Raw genomic sequence first — 21,518 nt, 5'->3', positions numbered from 1 at the left:
GTCGATTAGCTACACGGCTCACACGAGCCGATTTTCTGGAGCTGATCCCATGGATTTCATTCGTATCATCATCGCCATTCTGTTGCCGCCACTGGGTGTGTTCCTGCAAGTGGGTTTCGGCGGCGCGTTCTGGCTGAATATCCTGCTGACCCTGTGCGGCTACATCCCGGGCATCGTGCACGCGGTGTACATCATCGCCAAGCGCTGAGGCCGTCAGCCTTTTGCGATAAGCCGTGAGTTGCGCTCATTGCGAAAGGCCAACTGCTGGATGGTCTGGGTGGCGTATTCGGCTTCTTCCCGCGCTTGCAGGATAATGCCGTGCTGCTCGGACTTGCTGCACACCGGGTCGGCATTGCTCGCGTCCCCCGTGAGCATGAAGGCCTGGCATCGGCAGCCGCCGAAATCCTTTTCCTTTTCATCGCATGACCGGCACGGTTCGGGCATCCAGTCGTAGCCACGAAAGCGGTTGAAGCCGAACGAGTCGTACCAGATGTGCTGCATGCTGTGGTCGCGCACATTGGGAAATTGCACCGGCATCTGTCGGGCGCCGTGGCAGGGCAGGGCGGTGCCGTCTGGCGTCACCGTCAGAAAGATACTGCCCCAGCCGTTCATGCAGGCTTTCGGGCGTTCTTCGTAGTAGTCCGGAGTGACGAAGATCAGCTTGCACGGGTGACCTTCCGCTTCCAGCTTGGCGCGATATTCGTTGGTGATGCGTTCGGCGCGCACCAATTGTTGCCGAGTCGGCAACAAGCCCACCCGATTGAGCTGTGCCCAGCCGTAGAACTGGCAGGTGGCGAGCTCCACGAAGTCGGCCTCCAGCGCAATGCACAGCTCGATGATGCGGTCGATCTTGTCGATGTTGTGCCGATGGGTCACGAAGTTGAGCACCATCGGGTAGCCGTGGGCCTTCACCGCACGGGCCATCTCCAATTTCTGCGCAAAGGCTTTTTTCGAGCCGGCCAGCAGGTTATTCACCTGTTCGTCGCTGGCCTGGAAACTGATCTGGATATGGTCCAGACCGGCCTTCTTGAAGTCGCTGATCTTCTGCTCGGTCAACCCGATGCCGGAGGTGATCAGGTTGGTATAGAACCCCAGTTTGCGTGCTTCAGCGATCAACTCGGCAAGGTCCTGGCGCACCAGCGGCTCACCGCCGGAAAACCCCAGCTGCGCGGCCCCCATCTCGCGGGCTTCGCGAAACACCTTGAACCACTGCTCGGTCGTCAGCTCCTTGCCCTGCTCGGCAAAGTCCAACGGATTGGAGCAGTACGGGCACTGCAACGGGCAGCGGTACGTCAGCTCGGCCAGCAACCACAGCGGCAGGCCGATGGCCGGCTTTTCAGGCAAGGGTGATCCAGTGCTCAGCACGGGCGACCTCCATGAATTGCTCGATATCTTCACCGAGCTCAGGCACACCAGGAAATTGTTTCTCCAGCTCGGCGATGATGGCCGCCACGTCGCGCTCGCCGTCGATCAAGCCACCGATCAATGCGGCGCTGTCGTTGAGCTTGATCATGCCTTCGGGGTAGAGCAACACGTGGCCTTTTTGCGCCGGCTCGTACTGGTAACGGTAGCCTGGGCGCCAGGTCGGTTTCTTGCTGCGGTCAAAGCTCATAGGGTGATCCCTTTATGCCACACCCGCTGCTCGGTCACGCTGTGATACGGCGGGCGCTTGAGTTCATAGGCCATGCTCATGGCATCGAGCATGCTCCACAGGATGTCGAGTTTGAACTGGAGAATCTCCAGCATGCGCTCCTGGCCTTCGCGGGTGGTGTAGTGCTGCAGGGTGATCGCCAGCCCGTGTTCCACATCGCGGCGGGCCTGGCCCAGGCGGGTGCGGAAGTATTCATAGCCGGCCGGGTCGATCCAGGGGTAATGCTGCGGCCAACTGTCGAGGCGCGACTGGTGGATCTGCGGCGCGAACAGCTCGGTCAGCGAGCTGCTGGCGGCCTCCTGCCAACTGGCGCGGCGGGCGAAGTTGACGTAGGCATCTACCGCGAATCGTACGCCGGGCAGTACCAATTCCTGCGAGCGCAGTTGGTCGGGGTCGAGGCCTACCGCCTGTCCCAGGCGCAGCCAGGCTTCGATGCCGCCGTCTTCACCGGGGGCGCCATCGTGGTCGAGCAGGCGCTGGATCCACTCGCGACGGATCTCACGGTCCGGGCAGTTGGCCAGGATCGCAGCGTCTTTGAGCGGGATGTTCACCTGGTAGTAGAAACGGTTGGCGACCCAGCCCTGGATCTGCTCGCGGGTGGCGCGGCCTTCGTACATCGCCACGTGATACGGGTGGTGGATGTGGTAGAAGGCGCCCTTGGCTCGCAGGGCGGCTTCGAATTCGGCGGTGGTCAATGGCGTGTCAGTCATCTCGTCAGCTCCTACAATTCAATGCTCATGCCGTCGTAAGCCACTTCGACATTGCGCCGCACCAATTCCGCTCGCTCGGGGGAGTCTTCATCGAGGATCGGGTTGGTGTTGTTGATGTGGATAAGCACCTTGCGCTGCTCGGGCAACTGTTCCAGCACTTCGAGCATGCCGCCGGGGCCGTTTTGCGCCAGGTGGCCCATCTCGCGGCCGGTGCGGGTGCCCACGCCACGGCGCTGCATTTCATCGTCATCCCACATCGTGCCGTCCACCAGCAGGCAGTCGCTGCCGGCCATGATCTCCAGCAATGGCGCGTCGACCTTGCCCAGGCCCGGGGCGTAGAACAGTTTGCCGCCAGTGCGCAGGTCTTCGACGATCAGGCCAATGTTGTCGCCCGGGTGCGGGTCGAAGCGGTGTGGCGAGTAAGGCGGCGCTGCGCTGCGCAACGGCAGCGGGGTGAAGCGCAGGTTGGGGCAGGCCGGGATGGTGAAGCTGGCGTCCAGCTCGATACGGTTCCAGGCCAGGCCACCGTTCCAGTGGGTGAGCATGGTGAACAGCGGGAAACCGGTGCTGAGGTCTTCATGGACCATGTCGGTGCACCACACCTGGTGCGGGCAGCCTTCGCGCAGGCTCAATAGGCCGGTGGTGTGATCGATCTGGCTGTCCATCAGGATGATCGCGCTGATGCCGGTATCGCGCAGGGCGCGGCCGGGTTGCATCGGTGCAAAGCCCTGGAGTTGCGCGCGGATATCCGGCGAGGCGTTGCACAGTACCCAATTCACGCCATCGTCGGAGATCGCGATGGACGACTGGGTGCGCGCCTGGGCCCGCAGGCTGCCATCACGAAAACCCGCGCAGTTCACGCAGTTGCAGTTCCACTGCGGGAAACCACCGCCGGCGGCGGAACCTAGAATCTGGACAAACATGGCAGCTCCATCAAGCTCAAAACAAAAACGCCCCGGGCGAACCGAGGCGTTGTAGTACCCAGCGGATTAACGGCTGGCGAAGTACATGGTGACTTCGAAACCGATGCGCAGATCAGTGTAAGCAGGTTTGGACCAGGTCATATTCATACTCCTACGAAGGGATGGGACGTTTACTACCAAGTAATACATATAGTCCACCTCCAGTCGGAGATGTTCAGATGTGTGCGTGGGAATATTACTCAATTCTTTTCAAGTTAGCGCTGTCTTGAGGGAGAAAGCCTTTTGCAGGGGCGGCAATGATCACCCTGCCGCTTGCCACTTAGTCGATATGCGCGGTCCGTTGGCCACGCAGCGCCAGCCGCCTGTGGCGTCGTTCAACTGCTCGGCGGCACGCTGCAATTCTGCGCGGGTACAGGTTCTGATCTGGGTTTGAAGTTGAGCCAGGTAGTCCGACGGATGGCCTGCCAGATGGGCGTGCCACAGAAGTTCGGCGGCTTGGGCGTTGGGCAGTGTCTGTGCGCTGAACTGCTCGGCCAAGGCCAGGTTGCCCAAGTCGTCGCGGCTATCGATCAGTACTGGCAGTTGCTTCAGGAAGGTGTGCAGGTGATCGGCAATGCCTGACAGGGACAGGCTAGGCGATTGCACGCCGAACAGCAGGCCGGTCTGGCCGTTTATCTGTCGGATACCGCTGAACACGGCGTAGCCGATTTGCAGCTCTACCCGCAGGCGCTGGTAGAACGGCGCCTGGAGCAGATGGCCGAGCAGTCGCCAGGCGGCTTCGTCCGCCAAGGATTGGCGTGGTGTTGGACAAAACAGCAGCAGGGCGGCTTCGTTTGAGTCGGCTTCTACTTCATGCCAGATACGTTGGCCGCTGAGGGATGGCGCGACATGATTGAGGCTTGCAGGTTGCCCCGGCAGGCGGGCCGCAGCGGTTTTGATCGCGGCTTCATGGGCGGTAGAGAAACCCAGCCCCAGGCCTTGCCAACGTGCGGTGTCCCACGCGGCTGTTTCGGACGTGGTCGTGGCGCAGCAAGCGGGCAGCGCCTTGAGCAATTCGCGGATGGCGATCATGGGCGGCGCGGCGGCTTGTGCCTCTTGCGGATCGCCCAGGCGTTGCGCCAGCACTTCCAGAACTGCTGGGATCGGCTCCTGTAGCCCGACCATTTTCACCAGCCAGTGACTGCCCAGGTTTTCGAACGACACTTCGACACCCGCCTGGCGGGCATTGTCGCGCAACGACTGCAACGCGCTTTCCTGATGTGGCGGAGCTGATTGCCATTGCAGATACAACGCGCCTTCGTGGCTGTCGTCCGCCAATGCCTGGCTGAAGGCCAGTGCCGATGCATCACGACGCCCTCGGGAGCGATCCTGGGCAAACGTGCGCAAGCCTCGGTGGGCGCTGGTCTGGCCGCGAATCAGGCCGGCGCGTTCTTCCTTCACCGGCGGGCGCAGGAAAGGGTTATTCGGCGGCAGTTGCCATGGGTGTTCGGAGGGTGGCAAGCGCAGCGATTCAAGCAGGGCCTCAAGGGCGACGGCATCCTGTTCCGACAGGTCCTGGCGGTCATTTCGGGCCAATGCCAGGGCGTCTTGGGTTTGCTGTTGGCGAGCGGCCAGCAGAGCAAACGCTTCGCGCAACGCAGCCCAGTCGCTGTGTGCGAAAAAGCTCAGCCAGTCGTACAGCAAAGCCTCGACTTGTGTGGCTGATTCAGCGGGACCACTGAGCGTAATGTCGATATCCAGCACTGCTTGCCCGGCGAAGTGATACAGCACCGATGCCTGCAGTGCGCTCGCCAGGTGTCGCGCTTTCAGTTCGGCCAGCAATCCGCCGGGTGCCGACGCGTTAAGCCAGGTGCAGAGAAACTCCAGCGCTTCACGGGGCGCATCACAGGTGATGACCTGGTGCAGATGATCATTGGCAATGTGCTGATAGTGCTGCGCTTGCCCCGGCATCAAGGCCGGGGGCACGGATTGCGGGCGCAGAAGCCCTGAAGTCAGCTGTTCACTGAACCGCTGTGCCAAGGTTTCCAGTGCCTCCAGCGATTGTGGGCCGGCCAGGCTCAAGGTCATCTGCCCGCTCTGATAGAACTGCGTGTGAAATTCCTGCAAGGCTTGCTGAAAGGTCTCTCGCTCAACTGGCAGGCTGTCGCGGTTGCCTGCATGAAAGCCACGTAGCGGATGATCCACCGCCAAACCTTCCAACAGTGCGACTTGTTGTTGCGCCTGTGCATCTTGGGACCAGGCGATAAATTCCGCGTGCAGCACCTCACGCTCACGCAATTGATCCTCCAGCGCCAGGCGCGGATGGGTCAGCATGTCGGCCAAGCGCTCCAGGCCCCCGGCAAACGTGGCATCCGGCAGTTCAAAGAAGAAGTCCGTGGTGCGTTCACGGGTGCTGGCATTGACCTGGCCCCCATGGCGTTGCACGTAGGCCATCAAACCGTCATCCGTGGGAAAACGCGCGGTCCCGAGAAACAGCAAATGCTCCAGGAAATGCGCCAGTCCCGGCCACGCCAACGGTACGTCATGGCTGCCGGCCGCCACCCTCAGCACGGCGGCGCAACGCTTCAGTCGTGGGGCATGACGCAAGGAAACCCGCAGGCCATTGGCCAGGGTCAGATGAAGGTGATGAGGGTGGGCCGGCGCAGGCATGGGCACTTCCGAAACAGAGAATGCGCCTATGCTAGCAAACCGGCCGGATCAGGGCTTGTGCAGCGCGCCGTACAACTCGGGGCGGCGGTCTTGCAGGTAGTGGTTGGCCGCGCGGGCGTCGAGGAGCGATTGGCGCTCCAGCGTACCGACGATCAAGGCTTCATCCAGGCCTGCCTGGGCAATGCGCTGTCCATTCGGTGCGGCAATGCTGCTCTGCCCGCAGTACTGGATCTCGCCTTCGTGCCCGCAGTAATTGGCGTAGGCCACATAACACTGGTTTTCAAAGGCCCGCACCCGCACGGTGACATCGGCGACAAAGTCGAACGGCACCATGTTGGCAGTGGGCACCAGGATCAGCTCGGCGCCAGCCAAGGCCAGGCGCCGGGTGTTTTCCGGGAACTCCAGGTCATAGCAGATCAGGAAACCGAGCTTCCAGCCGTTGAGTTCTACCAGTGGGAAATCATCGTCACCGGCGCTGAACATCGAATGGTCCAGGTCGCCAAACAGGTGAGTCTTGCGGTAGTTGCACAAACGCTGGCCGTGGGCATCGATCAACTGCACGGCGTTGTAGATCTGGCCATCTGCGGCCCGCTCAGGATAGCCGTATAGAATCGCCAGCCCGGCGCTTCTGGCCAGTTCGGCAATGGCCTGCGCCGACGGCCCGTCTTGCGCCTCGGCCAAGGCGCCAACGGCTTCGGCACCGATGTTGTAGCCGCTGAGGAACATCTCCGGCAGCACCAGCACATCGGCATCGGAGGCCTCATGCGCCAGTTGATGCAGGCGCTTGAGGTTGCCGGCCACATCCAGCGGCAGCGGCGGGCATTGGTACAGGGCGACACGCATGTTCAACTCCTTAATCCGCCAGGGCGATCGGCCCGATTTCATCGAACACATCACCTGGCCCCGGGTTCTCCGGGTGAGTGCTGCCGCCGAAGTGGGTCATGATGCCCCACACCGCGTTCAGTGAGGTTTGCACGGCGCCTTCGACCCAGGCCGGCGTCCAGGACACATCGTCACCGGCGATAAAAATCCCACGCTGTTCGGCGGGCATGTCCTTCTGCATGAAGTGCGCGTACATGCGCTGGTTGTAGCGATAGTGACCCGGCAACGCGCCCTTGAAGGCCCCGAGGAAGTGCGGGTCGGCTTCCCAGGACACGGTGATTGGATCGCCAATGATGCGCGCCTTGATATCGACCTTCGGGTAGATCTTTTTCAGCGCATCGAGGGCCAGCTTCACCCGCTTGTCGATGGGCTGCGGCAGCATTTTCAGGGCGTCGCTCATCCACGAGTACGAGAGGCAGATCACCCCCGGCTTGTCGTCGCCGTTATCGAACAGGTAGGTGCCCCGGGTCAGGCGGTCGGTGAGGGTCATGCTCATCAGGTCGCGGCCGGTTTCCGGGTCTTTGTCTTTCCAGAACGGGCGGTCGACCATCACGAAAGTTTTTGATGACTGCATGTAGCGCGTGCGGTCCAGGGCCATCCACATTTTTTGCGAGAACAGGCTTTCGTCGCATTCGATCTGGGTGGTCAGCAGCCAGCTCTGGCAGGTGGTCAGCACGGCGGCGTATTCACGGGTGTCGCCATAGTTGTCGGTGACGGCGAAACGGCCATCGGCGGCGTGGGCAATGCGTTTGACGCCCGCGCGTGGCGCGCCGCGATGCAGTGAACTCAGGCTGGTGCCGGCCGGCCAGTGGGCGCAACGCTGCGGCACATGGCGCCAGATGCCCATGGGCACCTGGGCCACGCCGCCGACCACCAGGTGTTGGTGGTCGTCGCAGTTGGTCATCACCACGCGGAAGATTTCCAGCATCGAGTTGGGGAAATCCGAGTCCCAGCCGCCGGTGCCGAAACCCACCTGGCCGAAGACTTCACGGTGCAGGAACGACAGCTTGGCGAACGCCTTGGAGGTGGCGACGAAGTCGTAGAAGGTGCGGTCATCCCACAGCGGCACCAGCTTGTTCCACAATTCCTTGAGGCGCGGTACATCGCGGTCGCGGATGGCCTGCTGGATATCACCGAACTGTGAACCGGCTTCCAGCGCATCGGCCCAGGCGTCGGCGACTTCCTGGAACAGCACCGGCAAGTCGGAGAGTTTTTGTGCGTAGTGGGTCTGGCCTTCAAGGTCGATGACCGTGCTGCCGGAGGCCGGGGTCAGCGGGTTGGGGAAGGGTTTGGTTTCCAGGCCGAGCTTGTCCACATAGTGGTAGAACGCCGTCGACGATACCGGAAAACGCATGCCGCCCAGCTCGGCGATAATGCCTTCGGCGCCTTCAAAGGCTTGGGAGCGCAAGCGGCCGCCCATTTTTGAGGCTTCATACACCACCGGCTTGAGGCCCAGCTTCATCAACTCGTAAGCGGCCACCAGGCCCGCGATCCCGGCACCGACGATCGCCACTTCGGCGCCATGGTTGGCGGCGGGGATGCTGCCCAGGCCGGCGGGGTGTTCGATCCAGTCATCAAAGGCGAACGGGAAGTCCGGGCCGAAGATGGTGATGGGTTTTTTACCGTCTGCAGGGTGGCGATTGCTTTTGTTGGACGTGTTCATGGCTGACCTGGCTGATGACTCGGCGGGGCACGACCCGCTGAGTATAGGAAATGATGGCAGCCAGTTTAGGGAGTGTAGCGTTCGTTAATAAGACGCAAAGTGTCGTCGGATTGATCTGTTTTTAGTCAGAATGACGAAGCTGTTGGTCAGATTGGTTGGCCGCGATCCAGTTTGTTACTGAGGATGATCGATGTGGTGGTTTTTTCCACGCCGTCGACGCTGCCAATCTGGTCGAGCAATTGGTCCAACTGCTCCGGCGAATCCGTGCGCAGCCAGGCCACATAATCAAACTCGCCACTCACCGCGCACAACTGCTGCACCTGGGCCATGGCACTCAACCGGCGCAACACTTCTTTGCCCGAGCGCGCTTGTACGGTAATGCCCACATAAGCCTGCAAACCACCATCGACCACCCGCTGCCCGAGGCGCACGCCATAACCGGTGATCACCTGGGTTTTCTCCAGGCGTGCCAGGCGTGACGTCACCGTGGTGCGCGCGATACCCAACTGCCGGGCGAGCATGGCCACGCTTTCGCGGGCGTTGATCTGCAGGGCGGCGATCAGTTGGCGGTCGATTTCATCTAGGGCGGGCAAGGCGAGGGCTCCGATGCGGGGGGGCAGTGTGTTGGCATCTTACAGGTTGGCGTCGGCGAGCAGGCAGCGGGTAAACAGTTGCGGCACGGGCAGGTGGCGTTGACTGTAGCGGCTCAGCAGGATGATTTCGCGGTAAAAGGTCCGGCTGCCCAATGGGATGATTCGCACGTTGGGCGAGCGCTCCAGCCACAACCCGGCTTGAGGAATCAGCGATACCCCCAGGCCGCATTCGACCATCTTGACGATGGCTTCCAGCTCATCCAATTCCAATGCTACCTGCACGTCGAGTTTATGTTCCTTCAGGAATCGGCTGACCAGGCGACCGCCAAAGGAAGCGCGGTCATAGCGCACATGCGGCTGCGTCGCGAGCAACTGCAACGGGTCATCACCGGCCAACGTGTGAGGCACGATCAGCGCGAACGGCTCCTTGCGCAGCAGCTGCACGTGCAGTTCCTTGGGCAGGTCGAAGGGCGGGCGGATGATGATCGCCGAGTCCAGTTCACCGGCGTCCACCCGGCTCAACAACTCCAGGGACACGCCGGGTATCAGCTTGCACTCCACCGTCGGCGCCACCTGGCGCAAACGCACCAGTGCCTGAGGCAACAGACCGGTTTGCGCGGTGGTGATGGCTCCCACCTTCAACTCGCCCCGGTATTCGTTGGCATCCACCGGCACCGCCATGCGGTTGAAGGTTTCCAGGATCTCCCTGGCCAACGGCAAGGCACGCAAACCCGCAGCATTCAACGTGGCCTGGCGCCCGGTACGGTCGAACAACGGCACACCGAGCGCCTGCTCCAATTGGCGGATCTGCGCACTCACCGCCGACTGCGTCAGTCCGATATGCATACCCGCCGCCGCGAACGTGCCGTGGCGGGTTACTGCGATAAAGGTCTTCAGTTCACGCAGCATAGGTGTCTCGATTGATCGAAATAATTTGAGCTCGATGCAAAAACTATCGTCTTTTCATCGATGGGGGCAAGGCTAAACTCGGGGTACTTAACGCCCATAGAGGTTTGACCTGATGACACTCGCCCCTTTCCACCTGGCAATCCCGGTCTACGACCTGGCCGCTGCGCGGCATTTCTACGGTGAAGTCTTTGGCCTTGAAGAAGGACGCTCAAGCGATCATTGGGTCGACTTCAACTTCTTCGGCCACCAGTTGGTGATCCACGAACACCCCAAGACCGCCTCCCAGGAGTCGGCGCACACCAACGCGGTCGACGGCCACAACGTGCCCGTGCCGCATTTTGGCGTGGTACTGGGATGGGAAGACTGGCATGCCTTGGCGGAACGCTTGCAGGCGCGGCAAACCCGCTTCGTGCTGGAGCCACATATTCGGTTCAAGGGGCAGGTGGGGGAGCAGGCGACGCTGTTTCTGTTTGATCCATGCGGGAACGCGCTGGAGTTCAAGGCGTTCAAGGATATTGGGCAGTTGTTTGCGAAGTGAGGGCTTTTGCTGGTGGCGGATGTGCTCATGGCAACTTCCCATCACTTTATGTATCGCCAAATTGGCTATATTATTTTGGCATGTCTACCAAATACCGATTTCGCGACAAGTACCGCATAGAGCTGCGGGAAAAGGACCACCTGCCGCCCCACGTGCACTTGACGGGCGGCGGCGTCGATGTCTTGATAAGCCTTGAAACATGTGAGGCGATGCTGGGCAGAGCGCCGACGATGGTGCTGAAAGAGGCTTTGGCCTGGGTGCGAGCGCACCAAGACGAATTACTGGAGGAGTGGCATAAATGGCATCCATGAAACGCCCCCGCCTGCGGGCTGTGCAGGCGCGTCCCGGCCATGTGCTGGAGCTGACATTTATCGACGGCCAACAGTTTGTGCTGGATATGAGCAAAGACGTGGCCACCTATCCGGGGCTCAAACCGTTGCAAGCGGCCAAAGCCTTTAAAGGTGCGACCGTTGGCGACGATGGCTGGACCGTGGAATGGCCCGAACTGGACATTCAGATCGGTGCCGACACGCTGTACCTGGACGCATTGGCCCAGGCCGCACCGGATGAGAACACCCGGATCTTCATCGGTTGGCGTGCCCGCACCGGGCTTAACTTGTCGCAAGCCGCCGAGGCGTTGGGTGTCGGCACGCGTAGCATCACCCGTTACAGCAACGGGCGCGAAGCTGTACCGCGTACGCTGGCGCTGGCGTGCCTGGGTTGGGATCACCTGCAAGAGCGGCCCCAGCTGAAACGGGCCTAACGCCTTAACGGCGATACTGATCACGTTGCCCCCGAACCCCGCCCTGTGCGGGGTTTTTGTTAGCCTTTCAACGCCCTGGCAATCCCGTTCGCCACGGCGATCTCCATGCGTTTCCAATACTCACTTTCCAGCCACATGGCCGTGCCCAGGTTGTCCGCCGTGGGCTCGGGACGGCGCCACCCTGTTGTTGGGGGGGGGCGGCGTTGAAGTACTTGGTCACGTCTTGGGGGGGGCGAGGGTGAACCCCGCGTTGGCGGGTTGCATGCCGGAGAATGCGGCGGGGTTTGGGGATGTGGAGAAGATTGATCGGGTGTACACGAATAATGAGATACGGCCGATCCGGCAGTTGTTTTTGCAGGTGAATAGGCGGTTGCGTGTGGATCGACGGTAGGGTGGGTTGAGCACAGATAGACATGTGTTTATGCACCCGAAGGGGCGCAAACAGTGATGGCTGGACTCACGTACAGGTTGAGGTCGGTGAGAAAGAAATTACGGGCTGGATTGCGCGCCGTTACCTACTGGAGTTTTAACATTTCAGGTGGGAGTGGACGTTTTGTGGAGGGGAAGGGAATTTTCACATTTTTCAGCACTGACTTTTCAAGCGGGGGTGTCAGTAATTTTGTGTTCGGGCATAACATGAGTAAGAGGTGCATGTATGCCAACCAAAAAGAAACCCGCGTTGCGAGAGCTGCCGAAAATCCCGAAAGAGCTTCTCGAGCAATTCACCGATGGTCCGATGACCGCTGAAGCCATCGAGGACGCGTCTGCGGCGTTCAAGAAGGCTTTGATCGAGCGAGCGCTGAGTGCTGAGCTCGGTCATCACCTGGGCTATCCGCCGGGCGCACAGCGCCCAGAGGATGAAACCAACCAGCGCAATGGCAAGAGCGGCAAGACGGTTCTCACCGGCGATGGCCCGCTCCGACTGGATATTCCACGTGATCGGGACGGCAGTTTTTCCCCTATCCTGATTCCCAAGCACGAGCGCCGCTACACCGGGTTCGATGACAAGATCATTGCCATGTATGCCCGTGGAATGACGGTCAGAGAGATCCGGGCGTTTCTTTCCGAGCAGTACGGTACTGATGTTTCTCCGGACTTCATCAGCTCTGTGACCGACGAGGTCATGGCAGAGATCGGTGCATGGCAACAGCGGCCTTTGGAGCCGATGTATCCGGTTATTTTCTTCGATGCTCTACGGGTCAAAATCCGCGAAGAGGGGCTGGTTCGCAACAAGGCGATCTACTTGGCCCTGGGTGTTTTGCCTGACGGAACACGCGATATTCTCGGCATCTGGATAGAAAATACCGAGGGCGCCAAGTTCTGGATGAAGGTTTTCAACGACCTCAAGACACGCGGCGTCGAAGACGTGTTGATTGCTGTGACCGATGGCCTCAAAGGCATGCCAGAAGCGCTCAACGCCGTGTTTCCAGACACGACACTGCAAACATGCATTGTTCATCTGATCCGCAACAGCCTTGATTACGCGGCTTGGGACAAGCGTCGCGAACTGGCCAAGGCGCTTAAGCCGATCTATCAGGCGGTGACCGCCGAAGCGGCCGAGCAGGCGCTGGATGCGTTTGAAAGTGGGCCATGGGGCAAGCAATATCCGACGGTAGTGGCTGCCTGGCGTCGCGCTTGGGATCGTGTGGTCCCATTTTTCGTGTTCCCGCCGGCGATCCGAAAAGTGATCTACACGACCAACGCCATCGAGAGCATCAACGCTCAGTTGCGCAAGATCATCAAGACGCGCGGCCACTTCCCGACCGACGATGCGGCGACAAAACTGATCTGGCTTGGACTGCGCAATATCACCGCCAACTGGGGCTCAGCGGCCCATGATTGGAAAAGTGCGATGAATCAATTTGCGATTCTTTACGGAGATCGATTTATCAGGCCTACCTGGTAAAAGCAGGGCCTGCCTGACGGCAGGCCGTTACCGGCCCGCACACAAAATATCTGACAGTCCCTTTCAAGCTCTAGATACGACAAAAGCCGCGCAATGCGCGGCTTTTGAATTGGTGGGCCCACACGGACTTGAACCGTGGACCAAAGGATTATGAGTCCTCTGCTCTGACCAACTGAGCTATAGGCCCTGTAACAGGTCGCGGATTATAACGATGGTTTCCCCGCTGTGCCATCCGAAAAATCCTCAATGCTCATACGAAGAAACGTAGCAGCAAAAAGCTCCGGCGGCAGCGGCAGGCTGACGATGTAGCCTTGCATCTGTTCGCAGCCTTCGGCGGCGAGGAAGGCTTGTTGTGCTGGGTTCTCCACGCCTTCGGCGATGATGGTGAATTGCATGCTGTGGCCCAGGGCGATGATGGCGCGCACGATGGCGGCGTCGTGGGGGTCGTCGGGCAGGCCGCGGACGAAGGATTGGTCGATCTTCAGGTAATCCAGGGGCAGGCGTTTGAGATAGCTGAGGGAAGAGTAACCGGTGCCGAAGTCATCGATTGCCAGTTGTACGCCGAGGTCTTTGAGTTGGTGCAGCACCTCCAGCGCTTCTTCGGCCTGGCTCATGATGAAGTTTTCGGTGATCTCCAGTTGCAGGCAGCCCGGGTCGAGTCGATAGTCGCGCAATAGCTGTTCGATGCGTGCCAGCAAGCCGGGGTGGCGCAGTTGAGCGCCGGCCAGGTTCACCGACAGTGGGCCGAACTCCTCGAACGTGCCTTGCCAGGTGTGCAGTTGCCGGCAGGCCTGCTCCAGCACCCAATCACCGATCTGCAGGATCATGCCGTTCTCTTCGGCCAGGGCGATGAAGTGTTCGGGCGGTACGTCGCCAAAAGTGGGGTGATGCCAGCGGATCAATGCTTCGGCACCGATCAGTTCCTGGGTGATCAGGCTCCGTTTGGGCTGGTAGTACAGGCTTAGTTCGTTGCGCTCGATGGCGCGACGCAGTTCATGTTCCAGCGCCACGCGCTCGTTGGCCTGGGCGGTGAGGTCGCGGGTGTAGCTTTCGACCCGGTTGCGCCCCTTGGCCTTGGAGCGGTACATCGCCGCGTCGGCGTTCTTGACCAGCGTGGCGACGTCGGTGCCGTCCTGTGGGTAGAGGCTGGTGCCGATGCTGGCACTGATAAAGAACTCGTGCTCACCGGCCTGGAACGGCGGTGTAAAGCAGGCCAGCAGTTTATTGGCGAGGTTCTGGGCGTCGTTGGCGTGCTGCAGGCCGGGGAGCAGAATGATGAATTCGTCGCCGCCCAGGCGTGCCACGGTGTCGATGTCGCGCAGTTGCTCCTTGAGGCGTACGGCGATGTCTTTGAGCAGCAGGTCGCCGATCGGGTGGCCGAGGCTGTCGTTGATGTGTTTGAAACGGTCCAGGTCAAGAAACAGCACGGCGCCTTGTTTGCCGGTTTCCTGGTGGCCGTTGAGGGCGGCCTGCAGTCGACTTTCGAACAGCGTGCGGTTGGGCAAGCCGGTCAAAGGGTCGTGATGCGCCTGGTAGTCGAGGCGCGCCTGGGCCAGTTTGAGGCTGGAAATGTCGGCGAACACCGCGACGAAATGCGTGATCAACTGGTCGCGGTTGCGCACGGCACTGATGGTCAGCCAGCTGGGGTACAACTCGCCGTTCTTGCGACGGTTGGATATCTCGCCTTGCCAGTGCCCTTGGGCGGTCAATTGGTGCCACATCGCCGCATAAAACGCGCTGTCGTGCAGGCCGGAAGCGAGCAGGCGCGGGGTGCTACCGAGGGCTTCGGCCTCGCTGTAGCCGGTGATTTCGCTGAAGGCACGGTTGACGGCGCTGATGTTCTGCCGGGTGTCGGTGATCAACACACCTTCGGCTGTGCTCTCGAACACGGTGGCAGCTTGTTGCAGTTTTTCCTGCATCAGTTGGCGTTCGGTGATGTCTCGAGCGATGGTCAGCATGCAGTCGTCATCGCCAATCGGCAGTGGGCGGCTGGATAGCTCGCACAGGCGAATCTGACCATCGCTGCGGCGTATGTGGCAGATGAAGTCGCGCACAAAGCCATCGCGCTGCATCAGTTCGAGCATGTGTTTGCGTTCGTTGAGGTCGACCCAGATGCCCAGGTCCAAGGTGGACTGATCGACGGAGGCGGCGCTGTTGAAACCTGTGATCCGGCTGAAACCATCGTTCACTTCTATCAGCAGGCCATCGCGCTGGCGGCTCAACAGCAAGCCGTCGGGGGAGGCGTGGAAGGCCTTGGCGAATTTCTCCTCGGAGGTTTGCAGCTGTTGCTGGGTTTCCTTGAGTTGGGTGATGTCGCGCACCACCACCACGATGGCCTCTGTAGTGTCGAGTTGAAACGGCTCGGCGGAAATCAGCCCGGTGAAGGCTTGGCCATTGCTGCGCAGAAAGGGCATTTCCAGGTTGCGGATGCTGGTGGTCTGCAACCGCTGCAGCAGATCGGGGCCTGCGCCCTGGATGCCCCAGATGTTCAGCTCGGTAGCGGTTTTACCCACGACCTGTTCGGCTGTCAGCCCGACCTGGTCCTCGAACGCTTTGTTCACCTCCAGCAGGCAGCCGTCGGACAGCCGTGCAATCACCAGGATGTCCGGGCATTGCTGGAACACCGAGGCGAACTTCTGCTCAGACAGTTGCAGGGCCTCTTCGGTGCGCTTTGCCTCACTGATGTCGATCATCAAGCCGCGCAGCACGGGCTCATGGCCGTGCTCGATCAGGCTGACGATGTCACGCACCCACAAGCAACGGTTGTCGGCGGTGATGACCCGGTAATCAACGCTGTGGTCACGGTTGGCGCGGGTTTCGCGTTGGCAGTAGGATTCGGTGCGAATCAGGTCGGCGGGGTGAATGATGTTGCGCCAGAAGCCCGGAATCAGCCAGTGGGCCCGCGGGTAACCCAGCAGTTCCTCGGCGTGGGGTGATACATAGCTGTAGGTGAAATCGGTAACGCTGGCTTCCCAGGCGATCGCGGACAAGCTCTCCACCAGGCCGCGATAGTGGTACTCGCTGCTGCGCAGTTCCTGTTCGAGGGCTACGCGGCGGGAGATTTCCGAACTGAGCCGGCGATTGATCCGGATCACCACGGCCAGCACCGTACTCAGCAGCAACACTGTGGGCAGGCCGTAAGTCAGCAAGTCGGTCCAGAACGTACGGTGGTCGGTAAAGCTGCCGACCCAGTGTTGCTGGATCGCGTCGGTTTCCTCCGCGCTAAGGTCGGCCAGTACCTTGTCGAGGATGCTCACCAGCATTTTGTTGTCGCGCGGTACGCCCATCGCCAACTGGTAGCGGTAGGGCGTTTCGCCGCTGACGTACAAGCCGTCGAGCTTGAGTTGGCGCAGGCTCCAGACGCTTGAGGCGAGGTCGCCGACGACCGCATCCACTTCGTCCGTGGCCAAGGCTTGCAGCGTCGAACTCACATTCGGCATGGCCACCAGGTTGAGGTCGGGATGGTGCGTGCGCAGCAGTTCATGGGGCGCGTAGTTTTCCACCACGGCAATCTTCAGCCCGTAGAGATCCTTCAGGTTGCGCGGTTTGGCCCCGCCTTCGTGGGCCAGGATGACGATGGGGAAGTCCAGGTACGGGCGAGTGAACGCCATGTAACCTTGGCGCTCCGGTGTGGACATGATGCCAGGCAGCAGGTCGAGCTGGTTGTTGCGGGCCAGCTCCAGCACCGCGCTCCAGTTCACCGGTTCGATCAGCTTGACCCGTATACCCAGGCGATCCTGGATCAGACGCACGTAATCCGCCGCCAAACCTTGGTAGCGACCCTCTTCGTCACGGTATTCAAAGGGTGGCCATGACGCGTCCACCCCCAGGCGCAGCTCCTGATGGTCCGCCAACCAGCCACGCTCATCATCAGTGAGAGTCAACGCGCCAGCCGTTGCGGTCCAGGTCAGCAGCGACAGCAGTAACACAGTCGGCAATCTGGGCATAACGGTCTCGTTATGGCACGGGGAATGTTTCGAGTGTAGACGGGCATTGCGAGGGAGGGGCGTTGCGAGGGATTTTATCTATACAAAACAAAACCCCCGGCCTGGGCCGGGGGTTCTGGTGTCACTCGTCGAGGAAGGAGCGCAGATGCTCGCTTCGCGTCGGGTGGCGCAACTTGCGCAGCGCCTTGGCTTCGATCTGACGGATCCGCTCGCGGGTCACGTCAAACTGTTTACCGACTTCCTCAAGGGTGTGGTCGGTATTCATGTCGATGCCGAAACGCATGCGCAGTACCTTGGCTTCACGGGCAGTGAGGCCGGACAGTACGTCGCGAGTCGCTTCTTTCAAGCTCTCAACAGTGGCGACATCGATTGGCGACTGCATGGTCGAGTCTTCGATGAAGTCACCCAGATGGGAGTCTTCGTCATCACCGATCGGGGTTTCCATGGAGATCGGCTCTTTTGCGATCTTCAATACCTTGCGGATTTTATCCTCAGGCATTTCCATGCGTTCGCCCAACTCTTCCGGTGTCGGTTCGCGACCCATTTCCTGCAACATCTGCCGGGAAATGCGGTTGAGCTTGTTGATCGTCTCGATCATGTGCACCGGAATACGGATGGTGCGGGCCTGGTCGGCGATCGAGCGAGTGATCGCCTGACGGATCCACCAGGTGGCATAAGTCGAGAACTTGTAGCCGCGACGGTATTCGAACTTGTCCACAGCCTTCATCAAGCCGATGTTGCCTTCCTGGATCAGGTCGAGGAATTGCAGGCCACGGTTGGTGTACTTCTTGGCGATGGAGATCACCAGACGCAGGTTGGCTTCAACCATCTCTTTCTTCGCGCGGCGGGCCTTGGCCTCACCGATCGACATGCGACGGTTGATGTCCTTGATCTCGGCGATCGTCAGACCGGTTTCGGTCTCAAGCGCAGTCAGCTTCTGCTGGCAACGGATGATGTCCGGCTGCAGGCGACCAATGGCTTCAGCGTATTTCGCCTTGCCTTTGGCCAGTGCGTCGGTCCAGCTTTCGTCTACTTCGTTGCCCGGGAACTGGCGCAGGAAGTCGGCACGCGGCATGCGGGCATCACGCACGCACAGCTGCATGATTGCGCGCTCTTGGGCACGCAGACGCTCCAGGGCACTGCGAACACGCTCAACCAGGCCTTCGAATTGCTTTGGCACCAGCTTGATCGGCATGAACAGCTCAGCCAGGGCCACCAGCTCGGCAATCGCCTGCTTGTTGGCGCGACCGTGCTTTTTCAGAGCCTTGCGGGTGATTTCCATTTGATCGGAAACCGCACCGAAACGCTGGGCAGCGATGATCGGGTCCGGACCGCTTTCGACTTCATCTTCGTCGTCGCTGGCTTCAGCGTCGTCGTCTTCGGAGTCGTCGTCCGCTTTCGCAGCCTTGGCATCGACAGGCGGCGGTACCTCAGCGGCAGGCGGCGCAATGCCGTCGTCCGGGTCGATATAACCACTCAGAACGTCGGACAGGCGACCACCTTCGGTGGTGACGCGGGTGTACTCGGAGAGAATGTGGTCAACCGTGCCTGGGAAGTGCGCGATTGCGCCCATCACTTCACGGATACCCTCTTCGATACGCTTGGCGATTTCGATTTCGCCTTCGCGTGTCAGCAGCTCGACGGTACCCATTTCACGCATATACATGCGCACAGGGTCGGTGGTACGACCGATATCGGTCTCCACAGCAGCCAGCGCGGCAGCCGCTTCTTCTGCGGCAGCCTCGTCGGTATCGGCGTCCGCCAGCATAAGGGAATCCTTATCTGGCGCAGCTTCGAATACGTTGATCCCCATGTCGTTAATCATGCGGATGATGTCTTCCACCTGCTCTGGATCTGAAATATCCTCAGGCAGGTGGTCGTTGACCTCCGCGTAAGTCAGGTAACCCTGCTCACGACCGAGAACGATCAACTCTTTGATACGTGACTGCTGTTGCGCTTTTCCGGACATAACACCCTATCCACTGAAGGTCTTGGCGGGCAAAAAACAAGCCGAGGATTATACCCGAGCTATGACCTCACACGCCAGCTGAGGTCGGGTTTGATGCGGAAACATTCTGTTTTAAGAGGTCGCGCATCTGTTTTGCTATCTGAATTTGCTCTTCAGCCGACAATCCCGGCTGCCTCGCTCTCTTGATCAGTTCATCGAGGGTCTGCGTGTGCTGACCCGCGGATAACCTAGTAATGGTGTCTAAAAACTGTTGTTCAAGGTTATCGCCGTCAATTAGCCACTCCTTTTCCGCGAGGGCTTTGAGCAGGCGGCCTTGTTCGGTGCCATGCCAACGAGCCATCAATTGAATTGAGTTTAGCTTAGGATTTTTCTGTACCGCCTCGATCAGGGCGATCAGTACCTGGGCATAGGTGTTGCTCTCGTTGGCAAAATGATCCGCGCTCTCGACTTTCTCCGCCAGCTGCGGGTGGTGGATGAGCGTGCGCAGGGCAATCAGCGTCGGCGCTTCCACGGCAACCGGGGTGCGCGGGGCGTAGGCCTCATCGCCGTCGCCGCGCTTGCCGTTCTTGCTCCAGGGTTTCTTGTCCCATTTCTTGCCGCCGGCACCGGGTTTCTTCGGCGTCCACTCCTGTTGGGGCGCGTAGGCCTCCTGGGGTTGGTGGAAGTCGGAGTAGTCCGGCATGGCGTCGTAATCCATGCCTGGGTCGTAGGCGGGTGGCGCTGCGTCATGCGGTGCGTTATGCACCAGCTGGCTGACGGCTTCGCCACTGAGGCCGGTGATTTCCAGCAGGCGCATGCGCATCAGGGACTTCAGGTTGGCGCCTGGTACTTTATCGATCAGCGGTGCCGCGAGGGTGGCCATATGGGCCTTGCCTTCGAGGGAGCGCGGATCTGCTTCTTCGGTCAGTTGCTGGAAGAAATAGTCGGCCAGCGGCTGCGCGTGTTGATTGATGCGCGCGCGGAATGCGTCGGTGCCTTCGGAGCGCACCAGGGTGTCCGGGTCTTCACCTTCGGGCAGGAACAGGAAGCGCGCACGGCGTCCGTCCTGCAGGCTCGACAGCGTAGCTTCGAGCGCGCGCCAGGCGGCGTTGCGGCCGGCCTGGTCGCCGTCGAAGCAGAACAACACGCTGGGCACCACACGAAACAGGCGTTTCATGTGTTCTTCGCTGGTGGCGGTGCCCAAAGTGGCGACGGCGTTGCGCAGGCCTTGTTGGGCGAGCGCGATCACGTCCATATAGCCTTCGACCACGATGATTTCATCGAGGTTGCGGTTGTTCTTGCGGGCTTCGAACAGGCCATAGAGTTCCTGGCCTTTGTGGAACACCGGGGTTTCCGGGGAGTTCAGGTATTTTGGCTTGTCGTCGCCCAGTACGCGGCCACCAAAGGCGATGATGCGGCCTCGGCTGTCGCGGATCGGGAACATCACGCGGTCGCGGAAGCGGTCATAGCGTTTGCCGGTCTCGGCGTTCTCCACCAGCAGGCCGGCGTCGATCATGGCCTTTTGCTGGAGGGTGTCACTGCTCAGGTGCTTGTACAGGTTGTCCCAGCCGGGCGGGGCGAACCCCAGGCCAAAGTCGCGGGCAATTTCGCCGGTGAGGCCGCGTCCCTTGAGGTAGTCGACGGCGGCCTTGCGCTGCGGATGGCTTTTAAGCGCCTGACGGTAGAAGTCGGCAGCGGCGGTCAGCAGCGGGTACAGCGGCGAATCGGTGGGTTGCCGCGGTTTGTGCGGGCGGCCGCTTTCTTCGCGGGGGATTTCCATGCCGGCGGCTTTCGCCAGTTCCTCGACGGCCTGGGGGAAGTCCAGGTTGTCGTGGTCCATGATGAAGCCGAGGGCATTACCGCCCGCGCCGCAGCCGAAGCAGTAGTAGAACTGCTTGTCGGGGCTGACGCTGAACGACGGGGTCTTTTCCTTGTGGAACGGGCAGCAGGCGGTGTAGTTCTTGCCGGCTTTCTTCATTTGCACGCGCGAGCTGACCACATCGACGATGTCGGTGCGGTTCAGAAGGTCGTCAATAAAGCTCTGGGGAATCAGCCCGGCCATGGCGTTCTCGTCATCACTGCGTGTAAATGAGGGCCCGTGAGGTGTTCAAGCGCGCGTATCGAGTGCTCGAGCATCCAGCGACTGCATGGGTTGTACGGAAGTGTATCTGCCGAATATTCACTGACGTTAGTTTCTGATCAGTCTTCGGTGTGGAAATGTTGCCCCGGCGTCCGGTCTTGGCCGTTGATGGGCCTCGGAAACGCCTCGTTGGGCGCAGTCGACACGGTTGGTCGGCTGTTTACAGAATGAGTGTGCTCGTCAGTAGCCTTGATAGGCTCGTCAGAAGAGACGTGCACCGCTGGCAAAAGAGCCAGTCCTGACGTGTGAAGCAGTTGTCTCGGTCGCATGTGCGGCGTCAACGGTGAAGCATCAAG

18 protein-coding genes, 1 tRNA gene and 1 pseudogene are annotated in these 21,518 nt (G+C 60.5%); 6 read left to right on the top strand and 14 right to left on the bottom strand.

Annotation, left to right across the window (positions count from 1 at the left end):
• Window positions 1–49: 49 nt before the first annotated feature.
• Complete coding sequence (locus M2497_RS28890) at window positions 50–208, top strand: YqaE/Pmp3 family membrane protein (protein WP_003228885.1); 159 nt, start codon at window positions 50–52, stop codon at window positions 206–208.
• Between the two features lie 5 nt (window positions 209–213).
• On the opposite strand, the gene pqqE is transcribed toward M2497_RS28890, so the two are convergent.
• The 10 genes from pqqE to M2497_RS28840 form a co-directional block, all read right to left on the bottom strand.
• The gene (gene pqqE / locus M2497_RS28885; RefSeq protein ID WP_248484966.1) at window positions 214–1,365 is read right to left on the bottom strand and encodes a pyrroloquinoline quinone biosynthesis protein PqqE; all 1,152 of its coding nucleotides are present in this window, start codon (window positions 1,363–1,365) and stop codon (window positions 214–216) included.
• Window positions 1,337–1,612 carry a pyrroloquinoline quinone biosynthesis peptide chaperone PqqD gene (gene pqqD, locus M2497_RS28880; RefSeq protein ID WP_092242265.1) on the bottom strand — a complete coding sequence of 92 codons (276 nt, stop codon included), beginning with the start codon at window positions 1,610–1,612 and terminating at the stop codon, window positions 1,337–1,339. Before pqqD ends, pqqE begins: the two co-directional genes overlap by 29 nt.
• Window positions 1,609–2,361, bottom strand: a complete 753-nt coding sequence (gene pqqC / locus M2497_RS28875) for a pyrroloquinoline-quinone synthase PqqC (protein ID WP_017138042.1) — start codon at window positions 2,359–2,361, stop codon at window positions 1,609–1,611. The genes pqqD and pqqC overlap by 4 nt, the downstream gene beginning before the upstream one ends.
• A gap of 11 nt (window positions 2,362–2,372) precedes the next feature.
• Window positions 2,373–3,284 carry a pyrroloquinoline quinone biosynthesis protein PqqB gene (gene pqqB / locus M2497_RS28870; protein ID WP_032883902.1) on the bottom strand — a complete coding sequence of 304 codons (912 nt, stop codon included), beginning with the start codon at window positions 3,282–3,284 and terminating at the stop codon, window positions 2,373–2,375.
• 66 nt (window positions 3,285–3,350) lie between these two features.
• Window positions 3,351–3,425 (bottom strand): pyrroloquinoline quinone precursor peptide PqqA, encoded by a 75-nt coding sequence (pqqA, locus tag M2497_RS28865; protein WP_003194766.1) that lies wholly within the window; start codon window positions 3,423–3,425, stop codon window positions 3,351–3,353.
• Between the two features lie 159 nt (window positions 3,426–3,584).
• Window positions 3,585–5,933 (bottom strand): pyrroloquinoline quinone biosynthesis protein PqqF, encoded by a 2,349-nt coding sequence (pqqF, locus tag M2497_RS28860; RefSeq protein ID WP_248484965.1) that lies wholly within the window; start codon window positions 5,931–5,933, stop codon window positions 3,585–3,587.
• A gap of 48 nt (window positions 5,934–5,981) precedes the next feature.
• Window positions 5,982–6,776: a carbon-nitrogen hydrolase family protein gene (locus tag M2497_RS28855; RefSeq protein WP_248484964.1), complete on the bottom strand. Its 795-nt coding sequence runs from the start codon at window positions 6,774–6,776 to the stop codon at window positions 5,982–5,984.
• Window positions 6,777–6,786: 10 nt separating this feature from the next.
• Window positions 6,787–8,478, bottom strand: coding sequence for an NAD(P)/FAD-dependent oxidoreductase (locus M2497_RS28850; RefSeq protein ID WP_248484963.1), 1,692 nt, complete (start codon window positions 8,476–8,478; stop codon window positions 6,787–6,789).
• A gap of 146 nt (window positions 8,479–8,624) precedes the next feature.
• Window positions 8,625–9,071: an Lrp/AsnC family transcriptional regulator gene (locus M2497_RS28845; protein WP_010206997.1), complete on the bottom strand. Its 447-nt coding sequence runs from the start codon at window positions 9,069–9,071 to the stop codon at window positions 8,625–8,627.
• Window positions 9,072–9,110: 39 nt separating this feature from the next.
• Window positions 9,111–9,980, bottom strand: a complete 870-nt coding sequence (locus M2497_RS28840) for a LysR family transcriptional regulator (RefSeq protein ID WP_248484962.1) — start codon at window positions 9,978–9,980, stop codon at window positions 9,111–9,113.
• A gap of 112 nt (window positions 9,981–10,092) precedes the next feature.
• On the opposite strand from M2497_RS28840, the gene M2497_RS28835 reads away from it, so the two are divergent.
• The 5 genes and pseudogenes from M2497_RS28835 (at window position 10,093) to M2497_RS28815 (ending at window position 13,187) form a co-directional block, all read left to right on the top strand.
• Window positions 10,093–10,518 carry a VOC family protein gene (locus M2497_RS28835; RefSeq protein WP_058424751.1) on the top strand — a complete coding sequence of 142 codons (426 nt, stop codon included), beginning with the start codon at window positions 10,093–10,095 and terminating at the stop codon, window positions 10,516–10,518.
• 80 nt (window positions 10,519–10,598) lie between these two features.
• Window positions 10,599–10,829 (top strand): DUF4160 domain-containing protein, encoded by a 231-nt coding sequence (locus M2497_RS28830; protein ID WP_248484961.1) that lies wholly within the window; start codon window positions 10,599–10,601, stop codon window positions 10,827–10,829.
• A complete protein-coding gene (locus M2497_RS28825; RefSeq protein ID WP_248484960.1) occupies window positions 10,817–11,281 on the top strand; it encodes a DUF2442 domain-containing protein in 465 nt (154 codons plus the stop codon). Before M2497_RS28830 ends, M2497_RS28825 begins: the two co-directional genes overlap by 13 nt.
• Before the next feature lie 235 nt (window positions 11,282–11,516).
• Window positions 11,517–11,672 (top strand): annotated as a pseudogene (locus tag M2497_RS28820) (phage portal protein); the annotation flags it as partial.
• A gap of 264 nt (window positions 11,673–11,936) precedes the next feature.
• Entirely contained in the window at window positions 11,937–13,187 is a 1,251-nt protein-coding gene (locus tag M2497_RS28815; RefSeq protein ID WP_248481889.1) for an IS256 family transposase, read from the top strand.
• 110 nt (window positions 13,188–13,297) lie between these two features.
• Here M2497_RS28815 and M2497_RS28810 read toward each other — a convergent pair.
• From M2497_RS28810 to dnaG, 4 genes are all read right to left on the bottom strand, one after another.
• Window positions 13,298–13,374: transfer RNA gene (locus M2497_RS28810), tRNA-Ile, on the bottom strand.
• Between the two features lie 16 nt (window positions 13,375–13,390).
• On the bottom strand, window positions 13,391–17,134 hold the full coding sequence (locus M2497_RS28805; RefSeq protein ID WP_248484959.1) for a bifunctional diguanylate cyclase/phosphodiesterase: 3,744 nt from the start codon (window positions 17,132–17,134) through the stop codon (window positions 13,391–13,393).
• A 121-nt stretch (window positions 17,135–17,255) separates the two neighbouring features.
• Complete coding sequence (gene rpoD / locus M2497_RS28800; protein WP_248484958.1) at window positions 17,256–19,103, bottom strand: RNA polymerase sigma factor RpoD; 1,848 nt, start codon at window positions 19,101–19,103, stop codon at window positions 17,256–17,258.
• A gap of 67 nt (window positions 19,104–19,170) precedes the next feature.
• Window positions 19,171–21,144, bottom strand: coding sequence for a DNA primase (gene dnaG, locus M2497_RS28795; RefSeq protein ID WP_078050435.1), 1,974 nt, complete (start codon window positions 21,142–21,144; stop codon window positions 19,171–19,173).
• Between the last annotated feature and the right edge of the window lie 374 nt (window positions 21,145–21,518).

The sequence above is a fragment of the Pseudomonas sp. CYM-20-01 genome (assembly GCF_023169845.1).
Taxonomy (GTDB): Bacteria; Pseudomonadota; Gammaproteobacteria; order Pseudomonadales; family Pseudomonadaceae; genus Aquipseudomonas; species Aquipseudomonas azotoformans.
Note: the sequence above shows the minus strand (reverse complement) of the source record. Positions and strands in the feature narration are given on the sequence as shown.